General features: G+C 60.3%; 14 protein-coding genes. 4 read left to right on the top strand and 10 right to left on the bottom strand.

Features of this window, described 5'->3' with window-relative positions; translation table 11 throughout:
* Positions 1-59: 59 nt before the first annotated feature.
* Positions 60-440 (top strand): winged helix-turn-helix domain-containing protein, encoded by a 381-nt coding sequence (locus tag DJ75_RS10715; protein ID WP_094524448.1) that lies wholly within the window; start codon positions 60-62, stop codon positions 438-440.
* Positions 441-510: 70 nt separating this feature from the next.
* Here the strand turns inward: DJ75_RS10715 and DJ75_RS10710 are convergent, their stop codons facing one another.
* From DJ75_RS10710 to DJ75_RS10670, 10 genes are all read right to left on the bottom strand, one after another.
* The gene (locus DJ75_RS10710) at positions 511-4977 is read right to left on the bottom strand and encodes a PAS domain S-box protein (RefSeq protein WP_094524447.1); all 4467 of its coding nucleotides are present in this window, start codon (positions 4975-4977) and stop codon (positions 511-513) included.
* Between the two features lie 90 nt (positions 4978-5067).
* A complete protein-coding gene (locus tag DJ75_RS10705; RefSeq protein WP_094524446.1) occupies positions 5068-5817 on the bottom strand; it encodes a sensor domain-containing protein in 750 nt (249 codons plus the stop codon).
* 71 nt (positions 5818-5888) lie between these two features.
* The gene (locus DJ75_RS10700; RefSeq protein ID WP_254921955.1) at positions 5889-6731 is read right to left on the bottom strand and encodes a DUF4097 family beta strand repeat-containing protein; all 843 of its coding nucleotides are present in this window, start codon (positions 6729-6731) and stop codon (positions 5889-5891) included.
* Between the two features lie 46 nt (positions 6732-6777).
* A complete protein-coding gene (locus tag DJ75_RS10695; RefSeq protein WP_176451440.1) occupies positions 6778-7464 on the bottom strand; it encodes a sensor domain-containing protein in 687 nt (228 codons plus the stop codon).
* A gap of 110 nt (positions 7465-7574) precedes the next feature.
* On the bottom strand, positions 7575-7847 hold the full coding sequence (locus DJ75_RS10690) for a hypothetical protein (RefSeq protein ID WP_094524443.1): 273 nt from the start codon (positions 7845-7847) through the stop codon (positions 7575-7577).
* Entirely contained in the window at positions 7844-8203 is a 360-nt protein-coding gene (locus DJ75_RS10685) for a hypothetical protein (protein ID WP_241881456.1), read from the bottom strand. The genes DJ75_RS10690 and DJ75_RS10685 overlap by 4 nt, the downstream gene beginning before the upstream one ends.
* Positions 8200-8556: a helix-turn-helix domain-containing protein gene (locus tag DJ75_RS10680; protein ID WP_094524442.1), complete on the bottom strand. Its 357-nt coding sequence runs from the start codon at positions 8554-8556 to the stop codon at positions 8200-8202. The genes DJ75_RS10685 and DJ75_RS10680 overlap by 4 nt, the downstream gene beginning before the upstream one ends.
* Positions 8557-9057: 501 nt before the next feature.
* Positions 9058-9231 (bottom strand): hypothetical protein, encoded by a 174-nt coding sequence (locus DJ75_RS18645; RefSeq protein ID WP_158217290.1) that lies wholly within the window; start codon positions 9229-9231, stop codon positions 9058-9060.
* Positions 9232-9746: 515 nt separating this feature from the next.
* On the bottom strand, positions 9747-10451 hold the full coding sequence (locus DJ75_RS10675) for a YqjF family protein (protein ID WP_094524441.1): 705 nt from the start codon (positions 10449-10451) through the stop codon (positions 9747-9749).
* A gap of 62 nt (positions 10452-10513) precedes the next feature.
* Positions 10514-10963: a hypothetical protein gene (locus DJ75_RS10670; protein WP_094524440.1), complete on the bottom strand. Its 450-nt coding sequence runs from the start codon at positions 10961-10963 to the stop codon at positions 10514-10516.
* 1203 nt (positions 10964-12166) lie between these two features.
* Between DJ75_RS10670 and DJ75_RS18250 the strand changes: the two genes are divergently transcribed.
* From DJ75_RS18250 to DJ75_RS10660, 3 genes are all read left to right on the top strand, one after another.
* Entirely contained in the window at positions 12167-13021 is an 855-nt protein-coding gene (locus DJ75_RS18250) for a hypothetical protein (RefSeq protein ID WP_141212016.1), read from the top strand.
* Positions 13022-13115: 94 nt separating this feature from the next.
* A complete protein-coding gene (locus DJ75_RS18245) occupies positions 13116-13685 on the top strand; it encodes a hypothetical protein (RefSeq protein ID WP_141212015.1) in 570 nt (189 codons plus the stop codon).
* A 382-nt stretch (positions 13686-14067) separates the two neighbouring features.
* A complete protein-coding gene (locus DJ75_RS10660; RefSeq protein WP_094524438.1) occupies positions 14068-15837 on the top strand; it encodes a histidine kinase N-terminal 7TM domain-containing protein in 1770 nt (589 codons plus the stop codon).
* Positions 15838-15844 lie beyond the last annotated feature (7 nt).

The following is a 15844-nucleotide window of genomic DNA, read 5'->3' as shown; positions in this document are numbered from 1 at the left end:
GCCCCAATCAGTTCGGACTACCAGTACGCTTGGGTAGAGCGGCGTCGTTGTCGTCTCTAATGACGGCGCACCTCCTAACGACCGACCCAGACGAACGATCAGAGACCCTCGGAACCGACGCGAATCGCAACCCCGAAGTCTCGGCGGAAGAGCTACTCGCACTGTTCGGTGATGAGTACACGTGCGACATTCTCACGTCCCTCGAGGGGGAGCCGAAGCCTGCGCGGGCACTGGCCGAAGACTGCGGCATGTCCCGTCCAACCGTATATCGACGCCTCAACCGCTTAGCCGACGCCGGCCTCGTCGATGAACGGCTACAGTTAGCCTCGGGCGGCAACCACAGAAAGGAGTTCCAGCTCGTGATCACTGCCGTTACGTTCGACGTGAATGAGGACGGATTCGCTGGCTACATCGATTCCCCTGGTCGCGATATCGACTGACCGTCGCTCGAGTCGAGTCACACCCATTACTCGTATACGCCTCCCGCCTCGGGTCAAACGCACGGGCGACTTACCCCGACTCGGTGTCGCCGAACAGCAGGTCGAACACCTTGCGCTCGCCGAGTCGGATGTGTTTGTTCACCGTCGGCTGCGTGATTCCGAGCGCGTCCGCCACGGCCTCCCCGCTGCTGTCGCGCGGCCTGTTGAAATACCCCATCGCGTGACCCGTCTTGAGCGCCTCGTACTGTCGTTCGCTCAATCGGTCTTCGAGCCGACTTCTGATCCCTCCCGGTGTCGCCTCTGTCTGGCGGTTCTGGCGCTGTGCGGTGAGCTCCAACGCCGGGAACGAATCGGTAATGCGGTCGACGATCGTGCGAGTGTCCGCTTCTCGCGGGAGTTCGACGATCAGCTTGACGACTTCCGGCGTCGCTCGACTGTGACGAAGGACTCCACCGTACTCAGGAATAGGGGACCCGAACCACGACGAGCCGCGACGTTCGAGGACGGTCTGCCCGCCGCCACGGGACACGACGGTGACCGACCCGGGGAGTAACTCGTCGGCCCGCTCGGCGACCTTCGACGGCGAGTCCGACTCGAGCGTGTAATAGACGCTGATCGACTCGTTTTGCCGCCGGACCGTCCGTTCGAGCCGGACCGGACACTCGAACTCCCGGGCGAGCCGAGCGAACGGGAGATCCATGTCACTCCCTTGGAACTCCAGCTCCAGCGTGTCGTCCGACTCCAGCGCGCGGCGTCGTTCGATGGCCGTGATCGCGTACCCGATCGAGGTGCCCAGCTGTGAGAGGATGTCTCTGTCCCGATCACCGAACGCGTCGGTCTCGTCGGCAATAACGGTCAAAATGCCATAGGTGATACCGTCGTACGCGAGCGGAACCGCACAGACTGCGCCCGCTCCCGCCCGCAAGAGGTCGCGCCGCCAGTCGCTCCGACGACCCCCCGCTGCGGGATCAGTCACTACGCGCGACTCGCCCCGTTGCCACGCGTCTCTCGCCGGATGGAGATCCGAACGATCACGGTCTCCCCCAAGCGCTCTTTCGACGTCTTCACGCGTCGTGCCGACGACGGCCCGGGGCGTCAGTCGGTCAGTTCCCACCTCGGCCGTCGCGACCCACGCGGCGGTAAACGGACCCGTCTCCACCAGCTCCTCACAGACGGCCTCCTGGATACCCTCTTGAGAGGAGCGAGTCGTGATCGCGGCTTCGACGCGGCTCGTTACCTCCGTGATAGATTCCAGGTGTTCGGCACGCTCCGTCTGTTTCGCCAGCTCCTCACGCCGATCCTCCAGTTTGCGTTCCCCGTGAAGCCGATTCAGCGCGGCCTCGAGCGTCGCGGCGACGATGCTCGCAGCCTCCGTGTCAAACGCCTCATCGGCCCTCCACACGGCGAGGATACCGTTCCCGCCGAGCGGGACCAGCAATACGGTGTCGTCACTGTCGATATGAAGCACCGACGCCGCCTCCGCCTCCACCCGTCGGATGGTCTCGTCGACGAACACCTCCCAGACAGCGGTATCGGCGGCCGTCACCGAGTCCAACTCGCTCGGCGGCGGCGCCTTCGGGCCCGTCGCAATCGGATCGAGTTCCCCGGCCGACGATCCGTAGTGGTACACGGCGGTCGCCGGCATATCGAACACCGTTGCCGTGGCCTCGGTCGCGACGGTACCGGCCTCGGTCACGGTCTCAGCCGTCGTCAGTTCCGCGGTCGCATCGTGGAACGACTCCAACGACCGCTCGCGTTCCTTCTGTTGCGTGACGTCACGGCTTACGATGACGACCCGCGGAGGCCCATCCTCCCACTCGGTCGGATAGAAGTCCGAGCGGACCCATCTCCGCTCCCCGTCCGGTCGTTCGATGCGGAACTCCCTCGTGTACCGCTGGTCCGCGTCGCCCTGCTCGACGGCACCGCTCACCCGCTCGACGAACGCCATGTAGTCGTCGTAGTCGTCGGGGTGGATCGTCCCGAAAAACCCCTCCTCGTGCGTCTTTTGGAGCTCATCGAGCGATCGCCCCCAAATCTGGTCGTATCCGGAGCTGACGAAGTCCGGGGCCGGCTCCGGCTCCGTCAGTTCAGCGGCCGGCGCGAGGAAAATGGTCTCGTCGATACGGTCGACGATGGCCTCGAGTCGGCGTTGGTTCTCCCGAAGCTGCCGAGAGTTCGCGACACGCTCGAGCGCACCGGTGACGTGGCCTGCCAGCACCTGCATAATGTCGACGAAGTACGACGCGTACTCGTCTCGGTGCCCGTGGCCCGCCGCCAGCAGCCCCCGGCCGCCGAGCGGGACGAGGACCGCGGCTGTCAATGGGTTGTGGTCACGATGGCGGCTCGGATCATACGTCGTCGCCTCCCCGCGCTCGAAGAGCTCGTACTCACGGTCACCGCGCGTAAATGAGTCCGGACCGATCGGCATCTCTTCGACGGGCTTCGTTCCGGCGGCGTACTCCAGCCGCCGCCGATCATCGTCGAGACGCCAACACGCCGCCATCGGTAGATCGAGCACGTCACTCGCCGTCTCGACGGCGATCTCGTACACCGCGTCCGCCGTCTCTGCGCCCTGAAGGCGTTCGGTGGCCGTCTGGAGCTGCTCGACGGCTCGTTCGCGCTGGCGGCGCTCAGTCACGTCCCGAATCGTCGCTAGGGTTGCCGGCGAACCTTCATGCTGAATACGCGACACAGACGTCTCCAACGTCAGCCGTGTCCCGTCGGGTCGTTCGACTTCGAGATCGTACTGGTCTGGCGGAGATTCTCCCGCTACCCGCCGCTGGTAGCGTTCCCTGACGAGATCGCGATACCCTTCGGTGAACACACGCTGGAACGGCATCCCGAGCAGCGCCGACTCCTCCCGGCCAGTCATCGCCGTGAACTGCTCGTTGACGAAGACGTATTCGCCGTCCCTGACGACGACCACGCCGTCGGTACTCTGCTCGACCAGCGTCGAGTATTTTTCGCGTTCCTCCTCGATCGTCCGTTCCCGACGCTTCCGTTCGGTGATGTCGGTGTACCAGACGTACGCGTGTCGTCGACCGTCCACCTCGAACGGCAACACCCGAAGCAGGAAGTCCCGGACCCCGTCCGCCGATTCCCGTCGGACTTCCGTTTCCACCGGCTCGCCGTCGATAACCTGTCGGCGGATCGCATCATACCCTTCCCGTTCAGAGTCGGGGACCACAACGTCGGCTATCGGCCGGTCTGCTGCCGTTTCGTCGTTGACGCCGAAATCGGTCTCAAACGCTGAGTTGACCTCGGTGATATACGGCTCTCCGTCGACGAACTCGACGGTCATAATCGGATCGGGCGTGTTTTCGAAGAGAATAGACCGCCTGTCTCGCTCGGTTTCGAGGCGGCGCTGCCGCCTACGGCGTTCGGTGATATCTCGTGAGATGGCGAGGAACCGTTCCTCGCCGTCGATAACCGCGCTGGTCGGATTGACCTCTAGCCACCGACGCTCGCCGTCCGCCGTCTCGATGGCTTGCTCGTACGGCTCAACGTCGTCCCCCTCCGCTACTCGCTCGATAATTCGTGGTATCCGCTTGGGGTCAAACGATTCAGTCGCTACCGTGATCCCCTTCGCACCCCGCTCTAAGAGCGTCTCACGGTCGTACCCCGTTATCGAACACTGCGTCTCGTTGACTCTACACAGCTCTCCGGTTTCCGGGTCGTGAACGGCGATCGCGTCGTTCACCCCGTTGAATATCTGCTCGTACTCGCGTTCCCGTCGTTTCCGTTGCGTAATGTCCCGCTGAATGGAGAGCACACGGGGTTTCCCGCCGATCATCGCCGGCGCTAACGTCGCTTCTAACCATACTTTCTCCCCGATTCGCGTCCGGCCACGCCACTCGACTGTCACCGACTCATCGGTTTCCGCGACCTCCTTGATAAGCTCCCATCCGCGGTCTGCTGTGTACCCCTCCGCCGAGACGCTGAGCCCGTCAATACCAAGCTCGCGAATCGTCTCGATGTCGTCGTATCCGAGTAGCTCGTGATAGGATTCGTTGACGTCTGCGAACTCACGGTTTTTCGGGTCGAACACGACGATGGCGTCGTTCACGCCGTCGAATATCTGCTCGTAGTCACGACTGCGGTACTCTCCCTGTGTCAGTTCCGGAGTCGTCGCGTCGTCCTCCGTCTCTCTGCGCTCATCCGCCCGTTCCCGATCAGCGATCGTTTTCAGCCGCTCAGCCGCCACCTTCGGGCTCGACAAGATCAGTGACCGCGGAACATGGGCCGTCGCACCGCCCCGGATCGCCGTCTCAACGCCGCCCGTATCCGTGGTAACCGCAACGACGGGAAGCGGCGATATTTCGTCCGCGAGCCGGTCGATAACCGATCCCCACGACGCCGACGGGAGGCCCTGCTGAACGACGACGGCGTCGAGGCCGGAAAGCTGGGCGGTATCGGCAGACGACGACAGGGATACTACCTCTACCGAGAAGGAGTCGGGATCGATGGAGCGGAGGAGGCTCCCGATCGCGGCGTCTCCGACGACACCGATCCGATACTGTTGTGAGACGTTGCTCATTGAAGAAAAACCAATTTAGGCAATATGTTCGCTCGGTACACAAAACTATTGCCAACTGCAAGGTCGCTGTGAACGCCCGCACGCCGAGAGTTATCTCGCTGTTTTCCCGGGACTGAGCGTTAACTCTGCCCAGCGTGCGCAGATCCACCCCCCTGCGGTTAGGATATTCATCCCGAGCAGCAGAACGAATACCCCGAGTACCGACAGCAGTAGTGCTCCCGGAAGCGTCGAAACTTCCCACGACGTGAGACGAACGATGAACGAGATCCCGACCTCGAACTGTTCCCAAGGGACGACGAGCGAGAGTTCCCGCTGAATCGGTTCAGGCAGGAAGACTCCGACTGAGGTACCGGGCATATCGTAGTACAGCGGGGCTCCGAGCAGCGACAGTCCGACGGAAAGGACGACCACGATGACCGTGAAAGCGGCGACACCGATAGCCAGCTTCGAGAGTACGAAAATAAGCGACCCCCACAAAACGGGATTCGTCAGCACCGTCAGTACCTGGTCACGCAGTCGAGACGCTTCCGAAAGCCCCCACGACGGGGCAGGGATATCGGCGCCGAGCAACCGCCGCGCTACAACACGTTCGGCGGCGGCGACAACCACGACACCGCCTAACGTCGCTGCGAGAATCGGCAGGCCGATCAAGAGCACTGACAGGCTGATTCCGAGTGACAGCCCGACAACGGTGCCAACGAAGTACCCGATTCCGAGCGGGAACGCGAGGGCGAGATACAATATCACCCCATACGTCCGGCGTCGAAACGGAACTAACACCACCTGTCGAACTGAGGGGAGGGTGGTCGAGACGTCCGATACCGGGTCCGAGAGAGCCATCAACGGAACGTTTGGTGTGTCATCGTGTATAAATCCCGTCTTGTCGTCGGGGAGAACCGCTCCGGCGCTGGTCAGGCCCGAAGCAAGACGTCTCCGTCGTTGGTATGCGCCCGTAGCGGCGTGGTACCGTCGCCGACGACCGCCTCCAGTTGGGACTCCGTCTGACTCCGGATCTGCACCCCGGAGGTCACGTCGCTGACGAGTATTTCACCGTCGGCCGTGGCTGCCGTGAGTACCGTATCGAGCGTCTCTCCTATCCGCAGGACCAAGTTGCCGTCCGACGACACGACCTCGGCGTCATCGGCCACAGCCGGGACGTCAGTCGCAACGTTCCCGTCTCGGGTGCTGATCTCGCCGACACGCGCCGGGTCCCGCACCTGTATCGACCCGTCCTGCGTGGCCGCCGAGAGCGTACCGTCCGTCCCGTCGACGGAGATGTCTCCGTCGCTCGTCTCTGCTGTGACGTCGCCCCGAGCGTCAGTGATCTGAATCGCGCCGTCTCGGGTGCGGAGCGCGGCACCGTCCGGGACTCCCTGTGCCGTCACCGCCCCGTCAGCGGTCTGGAGCCGATCAACAGCCATCTCCTCGGGCACATACAGTTCCAAAGACACGCTTGCTCCGCCGAGACCGATAACGTCCGGCTTGTCAGTAGTGATCTCGACGCGGTCAGCAGTCGTTTCCACGTCGACCGTCAGTTCGTCGAGCGAAACGCCACCAAACGCCTCCTTCTCGGCGATGATCTTGACGTCATCGCGCGGTTCGGCCGTGAAGGCGATCGCGTCCGTCGCATCGACTACCGCGAGCGTCGCGTCCGTCGGCGGGTCGACCGTCCGCTCGTCGGTCGTTCCGTCGCGTTCGATCCGGACGACCGACCCGCAGCCGGCGAGCGTGCTCGCGATTGCGGCGCCGGCCACGCCGAGCACTCTCCGCCGAGAGGTATCGGCGTCTACCGTGTTGCGGTCAAGCATCGGCACCAGCTGTCACCGACGTCTTCGAACCCCCGAGTAGCGCGTTCGTGAGGAAGCCGCCGAACCGGGCCAGCCCGTTGAGCAGGTGGAGCGATACGATGACGAGAACGACGCCACAGCCCGCGCCGACCACCGCTTCGCCGAGCGTATCGACGACGTACGGTCCGAGCGTGTAGGTCATGCCCGGCGCGTCGTACAGTATCGGGAGCGACAGTAGCGTCACCGATATCGCACCCGCAGTGACGACGGCCGTGAAGGCGACGACGCCGAACACGAACTTCAGCCCGACGAGTAGCAGCCCGGTCCACGTCGCCGGGGTCGTGACGACGCGTTTCGTCGTCTCGATGACCTCGTCGACCGATCCGAAATCTAACTCGACGTTCGGCGCCGACCGATTGACCTCCACGTCGAGGAGCCATTCGGCCAAGTGGGCCTCGAAGGAGCCGATGCCGAGCGTCACCACGAGCGTCGCGACGATGATCGGGATGCCGATTAGCGTCACCACGAGACTGAGACCGGTCGAGAGCCCGGTCGTGATCACCGTGAAGTACGCGATCCCGAGCGGGAACGCTAACAGGAGGTACGCGAGGTTGCGATACGTCTGCCGCTGAAACGGCACACCGACGAACTGTGCGAGCGCGTCGATCGGTGAACTTGGGGACCAAGCGGGTTCGCTCATGTTGCGACTCTACCTTGTGGCGAGACCCACGTATAAAATACTGAGCGCTACAGCGCGGGCAACGCTCCCAAAAATATAAATACGAAAACTGGTACCCCAAGCCCCAGACGTTACGACGTCACCGACCGTGCCAACGCTCCGAGTCCCGCCAGGTGGGCCACCGTGACACCGAGGACGGTCACCGCGTCCGAGAGCGAAAGCAGGGGTGTCAGGACGTAACTGATCCCGTACGGTACCACGGCGATGCAGACGACGCCAACTGCCAGCAACAGCATCGTCTGGCTCTCGTTGCGCCGGTGACCGTCGTACGCGAGATACCCGACGTACGCTCCGAGACAGGCGGTCGCAATCCCGCCCGCCGTCGCGATCACGGGCAACGTCATCGGTATACCACCCCGAGGATGACGAGCAGCCCGCAGAACTTGCTCGCCGTCACCAGAATCGTCCGTTCGGTACCCGTCACCGAGTCCACGTTGCCGAACGCCAACCGAAGGAACATCGGGAGCGGAGCTAACAACAGCAGTCCGATTGTGAGATACAACAGCGGACGCCGACGCGTCCGTAGGTACCCGCGTGCGAAGCGGTACGTGACAAACACCGCGAGGACGACGGAGAGGAAGAACGCGGCGATCGTGACGGCCGCTAACGCGGCGTTGTCGCCGACGACCTCCACTTGTAAGGGAAGCGCCGACTGTTCGGCTTCGGCCAGTCGTGCCACGGTGAGACGGAACAGCATCATCCGGAGAGTTCCTCGTACAGTCTGGTCAGTCGGTCGGCGGCCGTTTCGTCGACGTACTCGACGTCGACCTCGAAGCCCGCTGCGGTCAGATCGATCGAGACGTGATCGAGCCGTGCGGCGTACACTTCGTGAGGCCCCTCGTCGGGGTCGATCTCTTGGACGCTCTCGACGAGATCCTGCTGTTGGAGCCGTTCGAGCCGCCGATATACCGTCGCCTCTGACGCGTCACAGGCGTCACAGAGCGCACTCGCCGAGCGCGTCTCCTCATATGTCTCGATGAGGATCCGCCTGGCGTACTCGTCGTCGAGCAACGAGTACACTTCGCGGGCGTCGACCACCAGCTCGGGGACCATCCGCTGGGGAGTCATTTGGACGCAACTTAACACTCCCGACACGACGAGTCTTATCGGCGGTTGAGACGAATACCATGGGGCTTGACCCCGAGGTGATTCACCGGCTGGTCGGAATCATTCAGTAGAGAAGCCTCAGTGGTGAGAGACGTCGCGGTGTTTCTCAGACTGAGACAGTGGAATACCCTTCTTGATACTTCCGCCTCAAGGAGTACATAGCCGCCGACCGGAGGCGGTTGTCACAGTATCCGGTTGCTTGGTAGCCCCCCTCCAAACTCTTGCCCCGGTTGGATCGATCTCCCCGCTCGATCCCATCGGTTGCTTGCCCCCCTATCGCTTCGGCCCTCCTTTGAGCCCGGTTCTCTAATCGCTATTAATTACCCCTGCCTTGGTCTGTTGCAATCTTCAACCGGTGATATGCTCTTAGAGCCGTGCTGAATACAGGGCGCTAGTCAGCGCTGAACTGTCGGTAAACGATGGAGGAATACTCTCCGTACCAGTAATTCAGACGTTCAGGGCATTCGATAGCCTGTTACCACCTTCGGTGGCCATGAACACGGCGAGAATCCGCCAAGCGAGCGCCATATCGGCAAAAGCGGGAACCGTGAACGTCGTAATGACAAGGGCGACCGCCCCGAGGACTTCTGCGGCCCCGATGGCAACAGCCGTCCTGTTCATGAGTATAACTACTGTTAGAGACTGTCTCACTACAATATACCGGTAATTGTGGCTCTGTTGAAATCCTATTCTTCAGATATGTTATCGCCTGAAACCGCCAGTCGATGAGAACTGCGTATCGAGCGTTGAAGATTCTACCAGCTCAACGAAATGTCCCGATAGTCGTGCGAGATACAACGCGCGTATCGGTCACGGACTTTCTGGCGAGCAGTGATACACTGAATCGTTCGATACACAGGATGTACTGACTGAATCAGGTGATCCCCTTCTCGGTGTGCGGTGTGCTGAAATATGCGTCTTGTATGTGGCACTGCGTTGGCTACATGCTTGATTTCGGCCTTGTTTAGACGCTCCTGAACGCCTCGGTTAGTGGCTACGCAGGGCGAACAGAACCAGTCCCTGAGCGCCTCTCGACCAGCTCTCGCTGTGTAGACATCGGCCGTAGCGGACGATCTCCACCGCGTCTAAACAAGGCTCTTGATTTCTGTTCCTCGTATCGGCGTCTGTCTCAGCGGTCATCCTGTGTCCGCTCGCAGTCGTTTGCTTGGAGACGCGATGACATCGAGCCCAGGACTGTAGTAGTACACCGGTTCTGTGTCTGGGCGGGCGAAGCCACCGGCCCGCAATAGTGTATCGGTTTCGACGGTTGCGTCGGCCGGGTACAGCGTCCATGTGTTGTGATCGACATCAGTGTAGCGGAGAGACCCGTCAGGCGCTTCGGTGTAGAATCGGTAACGCTCGACGAGGAACTCCGCCAGCGGGTTGGTGGGCGCGTCGAACGGTTCGCCGGTCGGCCAGTAGGTGCCCTCGTAGCGGCCGGGGCGGGCACCAGGATGGTGGCGCCGGCTCTCGAACCGGACCCGGCCGTCGTTCATCTCAAGCGAGATTCGGGCGTAGTAATACGGCAGGTGATGGAACAGCCGGGCGCCGGTAACGCTGGTGAGTCCCTGTGCGTCGAGGCTGAAGAAGTAGACGCTTGGCACGCCGTCGTGGGTGACGTACGTCCGGACGTTGATCTCTGGGAGCTGCACGCCGAGCGGTCGCGGGACGCCTTTTGGTCGGACAGCAACGTTCGTGAACGGGATCACCGAGAGCCACGCGCTCCCGTCGTGGCAGTCTGCGGTGAGTGACGCCGGGAGATGGGCGTCCATCAGTTCCGGATCGACCGGCCAATTCTCAAACAACAGGTGCCGCCACCCCATCTCCAATGGAACGACCATACAGGGCAGTGAGGGTCACCGACAAAAATTCCCTCCGTTACACTCGGGGTTCCGAACAGAGTTCACTTGGCAGCCGAGCGAGCGCGTTCGTATAGCGTCCCAGTGAGGATGCTGGCCGGCAACGCAATCCACGACGAAGCGAGGAACGCAACAACAATGATACTACTGCTGCCGATGACGGAGTCGACGAGGGGACTGCCGGTGGCGACGGCGGAGACCGCGGCGAGTCCAACTACCAATGCGCCGGCGACGAGATAGGCCAACGCCATCGCCAGCAGACCACCTATCGCACCACTATAGCGCTGTGACGGGGGGACGACTCGCCAGGCCACGATACCGGTGACAAACAACAGTGGGGCGACGACGGCGGAAAGACTGAGAGCACCGGACAGGAGCCCGACTGCAGCGTTGGTGAAGAACGACTCACCACCAAAACCCACCCCAATCAGTAGGATCCCAACCCCGACAAAGAGATAGTAGAGAGTTGTGACGCCGACTGCCGTCAGTGCCATCACGTACCCCGCACCAACGTCACGATCTCCGCCACGTGGGAGTTGGGTAAGGCAGTTGAAAGGGGAAACTGCGAGTCGCGGGATGGAGACCATACAGGTACTTCAAGTCCGAATCAGTTAGTGTTTGACTGCCTCAACGCAGGCTATAACGTGGAACTCGTAGTATACACTTCCCGAGATTAGGTAACTGAGGAGTCGGAGAGAGTCGCTCTGTTCGCTCTTCTACCTATTCACAGTCTGTCAGTAACGGTGTGACCGACTCAGAGGGTGAGTTCAGCACGACATCCCCATTTCTTTCACGCTGAAGTCAGCGAACCAGCTGTTCAGTAGACCTGCGAACTGATCGATGAAGAAACTACCAGAGAAGAGTGGTATTCGTCCTGGTATACAAGATGGAATGCGCGTATCTCGCACGTAGCCGTGATCAGGCACTATAGGATACGCGCCTCGAAAACGAAACCGTCAGTCTGACTTTGGCTATCTCAGTAAATGTACTCATCCGTGATCGGGACGCTCCCGGTATCTGTGAACGACGACCGGGAGAACGGCTGTGTACCGATCCGACTCAAACGACACCTCAGCGCCAACGGTCCGAGGCAGCGGTTCGCGTAGCGTGCTGAGATCGACTGGATTCCGCGTGACTAACTCCCCATCCTCATCATATACATATCGTTGCTTCACGACCGTTGCAATCGGTACTGCTCGCTCAAACTCCTCTTCCTGTACGTCACCTTCTATTTCGTTAGCGGCAATCCGCTCAATCGATAGAAAGACTCCCTCTCCCAGTAGTTCCCGATCGCGGAGTATTGATCCGATATAGTTATGAACCTGGGTGTTCGCTGTTATTGTCGCCTGCAGCCTTGTTTAGACGCTCTCGGTTACGTGAGTTAGCGTGCGTGTTGGCTGAACAGAATCAGTCTACGACAGCCTCTCTGTCCAACTCCGTGCTTCGGATACCGACCGTTTCGTCCGATCGACACCGCGTCTAAACAAGGCCCAACGCGCGTATCTCGCATGAGGGCAACAAATGTGTATGTTTCCTGTCAGCACCGTCGTAGCCGACACGGAAAACTTAGTTAGTAATCACTCGGCTCAGGATTCCGAGTACTCACACTGCAGGTGTTCGCATCAGTGTACGAGAATATTGCTCCCTGTTCAGTCAGCGAGTAGAACGGATGACAACCCGATAAGTGCCCAATCGATATGTCCATTTGGCTGGGTACAGAAGCATGGAATATATTTGTGGGACGTTTCCTTGCGTTTATATCGTTGTCTGGGGAGGCTGTACTGACCGTTGATGGATTTTTGCCTAAGCTGTTGGCTGGAACCGTAGCGGCTTGGGCAGCATTGTACGCGACGACCAGCGGGGTCAAAGCGATAAAAGATTGGTGGGGTATAGAAGCCACGGATTCAATGCCAATCGATGAGGCTATCGGAGCCAGTGAATTGGTTCAAATCCAGGGTCGCGCTCGTCCAGCCCAGCCTGACGATGCATTTGTGTCACCGATACTATGTGATGAGTGCGTCGCTTACGAGTATGATATCCGCAAAGTAGTACAGGATAGCGGTCGGACACGAATTGACTCTGCCACTAATTATAAGTCATTCATTATTTCTGACGGAGTCACCGATATCCTCGTTGATCCCGACAAAGAGAGCTTGTCGCTGAATACTACGATGAAAACACCAAGTACAAAAAAGTCAATCGAACAAAAACTTGCTGATGACAGGCTGGAGGTGGAACCATCAGTATACACATCGGTCTTGGGCGACACCACGAAACCCATCGAGGTGAGTGAAGGAACGCTCGGCGTTGGCGAGAAAATCACGGTTGTTGGGAAAGCTACCCCAGTACCAGCGAAAGCAGTCACAGATGTGGATGCAGTTATGATGTCCGAGGAAGCTCACCTCACGGTGATGAACGACGATTCAGGAAACACCGCGTTGAGGAAAGCCGGTCGAGGAGGATTTCTGTTGCTATTCGGGTTAATTTTCGGCGCTTTTGCAATACTTATTCTGACACCCGTCGTCCTCGAGATAGTGGCAACGGTGGGATAGTGATCCGATGAATATGCGCGTTGAATTTACCAACCGAACTCACTGGTTGGACACAGAGACGAGTGTTTCACTACTCCTGTGGCAACTCTGGATGATGGGAACGGACGCGACACTGTGGCCGGAGATACCCGCGTGGAACGGGTCAGTTCTGGGACAGCTCACGCCACGTCACGCGTTCGATCCGACGCTGACGACAGGCGTCGCAGTGGTGGTTGCGGTTGGGGTTGTCGCTTTAGCGGTTGTTGGTCGGCGGTTCTCGACGAGACGTCAACTGCTTGTCGGCGGTGGAGCGACATACGCGACAACTATGCTCGGTCTATGGGCAGGGGTTCGGCTGGTGTTCTGGCGGTTCGCGTTCGATCCGGTCGGAGATGCGCCCGCCGTCGTTCCCGTGCTGGTCGTGTTTGCAATCGTAATCGCGGGTCAGTTCGTGCTTCCGGTGTACCTGTTGGTCAACCACAAAATGTGGACGCCGCTCATCTGGTTGTTCGGCGTGACGTGGGCTCTCGGCGAGTTTGTCCTCTTGGTGGGCGGTGAGTCTGGCGGGCTGTTCGCCCTTCTTGTGTGGGTCGTTGGACTGCTGCCACCGTGTCTCGGTGTTCTGGTCGTCACGACTGGTGGCGAACTCCTCCTCCGGCGTTTCGATCTGCCGAATCCGCTTTAGGTCTGACCCACCATTGCTCTCTGCTGTCGCGTTCTGAGCGTTCAAAAACGGCTTGAGCCGGAGTGGCGGGTTGGTAGGTGTACGTTGTGACAGGAAGGCTCATCAACAAATGACACGAACGTCAGTTCAGGCGCGGCTTACACCGTTCGTCGGTCTTGGACAACGCGTCTCCGAACGCGTCCCCCGCGACCGAGCGACTGTGACCGTCTCACCGGTCGGGAGAGATGAAGCCTGCAAGACTGCACGCTCAAGCCACGTCGCTGCGAGGGACGGGGTCGGATACAACCACCCGAAAATCGCATCCCATTTGCGTCCGACGCCCGATTACCGATGATGCGTCCGAAATTATATCCACGACCTATCACAACCAATCAGTAGCTGTATGTCACCTTACGGGATTTCTTCCTCCCACTCACTACTTGGTGCCGCCGCTTTGTTGATCGCAACTGCGCTCACTCGATCGGCGTGGAATCGACGAAGCAGGCCCGGAGCCAGAGCGCTAGCTACTGTCGGGGGTTTGCTCACGCTCGGTAGTATCGCTTTCTTAATTATGTTCGTCTACCCGGCACGGTATCAGGGACTTTGGATCGTCACGTTGTACAACACCTCCGGGTTCGTCGCTGTTTTCGCGTTCCTGTTCGCTATCAGGTTTACCGGGCGCGGCCAGTGGCTCACGCGGTCGGTTCGAACGCTCTTGATATCGCTGCCAATTATACTGCTGGTAGTAAGTTTCCTCCCGTTCGAACTGGGTGTCGAGACGACATCGCAGGCAGGTATCCTCACTCAGCGCGTAATCGGACTCGTCTCCGGAGTCCTTACTCCGCTGTACGCTATCGCTGCCGCCATCCTTCTCTGGGCGGCAATCTCTCGAGACGCCATGCCGTATGGACAGGGGCTCCTACCGGCTGTGTCACTTCTCGTGTTGGCCCTGGCTCCGATCCTGTCGTCGGTATTTGCCCACTCGGAGCGGATCTTTCCTATCGTCCTGCTCCTTGCAGGCGGGGGGCTCTTGATCACGCTGCGCTGGTACCGGCCGTTGGAACAGCTTCCGGTTGCCCGCCCGGTAGTCCAGAGTCGTATCGTCGATGAGTTGTCGGAACCGGTCGTGGCGATTGATCGTAAGGACAGGGTGGTCGATCTCAACACTGCCGCCGAGGACACGTTCGGCTGCGAGCAACCGGCCGTGGTCGGACGGCCCGTCCGACGTATCTTCGACGATGCGGTGCGAGCACACGAGGAACGACAACTGATTCGGGTGAGCGATGGAGTCCTGACCGTCATTTCCGAGACCATTAGCGATACCGACGGCGCTCCCCTCGGCACGGTACTGCTGTTCAGAGACGCGACCGACCAGCGGCTCCGCGAGCGACAAACGCGCATGCTGACCGACTTTCTCTCCGAAGTGATCGGAGGCCAGCTCAACGAAATCGCACGGCTCGCATCGTCGGTTGAAAAACAGGACAGTCGTAACGCGTCCGGAGTCGCTCCGAGTGACACGCGGGGCGACCCCGAGGCTATGGGTGAACGAATCCGCACACGTGGTGACCTCCTTCTCGCAGTGGGGAAGCGTGCAAGAGAAATGAAACAAGCGCTCGCGGAGACTTCCTTGGAAGCCTCAAGCGACCTCCTGTCAGGGGTGCGGGCCGCCACGACGCACAGTTCGATACAGGCAGACGAGCACACCGTCCAGGCAGCTGGCGAGTCGTACACTGTTGCAGTCCCACAGTCGCTCGTGATTGCGGGGTTCGCGGCCGTTTTCGACGCTGTCACGATCCGAAACCGTTCGGTGACCATCTCGTTTGAGACCGACATCGGAGAGCGGGGCGCAAACAGCGGATCGGTCGCGGGCACCGAGTCGAGAACTGGATCCGATTCGGACGAATCGAACCGCCAGTTGGGTCCACGACGGACCGCCATAGCAGCCGACGATCACGGGTACGATGGAGTCGTATACGTCGATATACGAACCGAGTCTCGCGACGAGGACGCCGATCCAGTGTCAGAACCGACCGCGGAGCATCCCGCAGCAAAGCTGCTCTCGTTGATTGCCACCGATGCTGGCGGAAGCGTGGATATCGACGGAACCCCTTGGGAGCATCTCCGCTTGGCGCTTCCCGCACGCAAGACCGGTTTGAGAGGGAGCGATGATTGATCCGTTT

This window comes from Halorubrum sp. Eb13 (assembly GCF_002252895.1).
Lineage (GTDB): Archaea > Halobacteriota > Halobacteria > Halobacteriales > Haloferacaceae > Halorubrum.
Note: the sequence above shows the minus strand (reverse complement) of the source record. Positions and strands in the feature narration are given on the sequence as shown.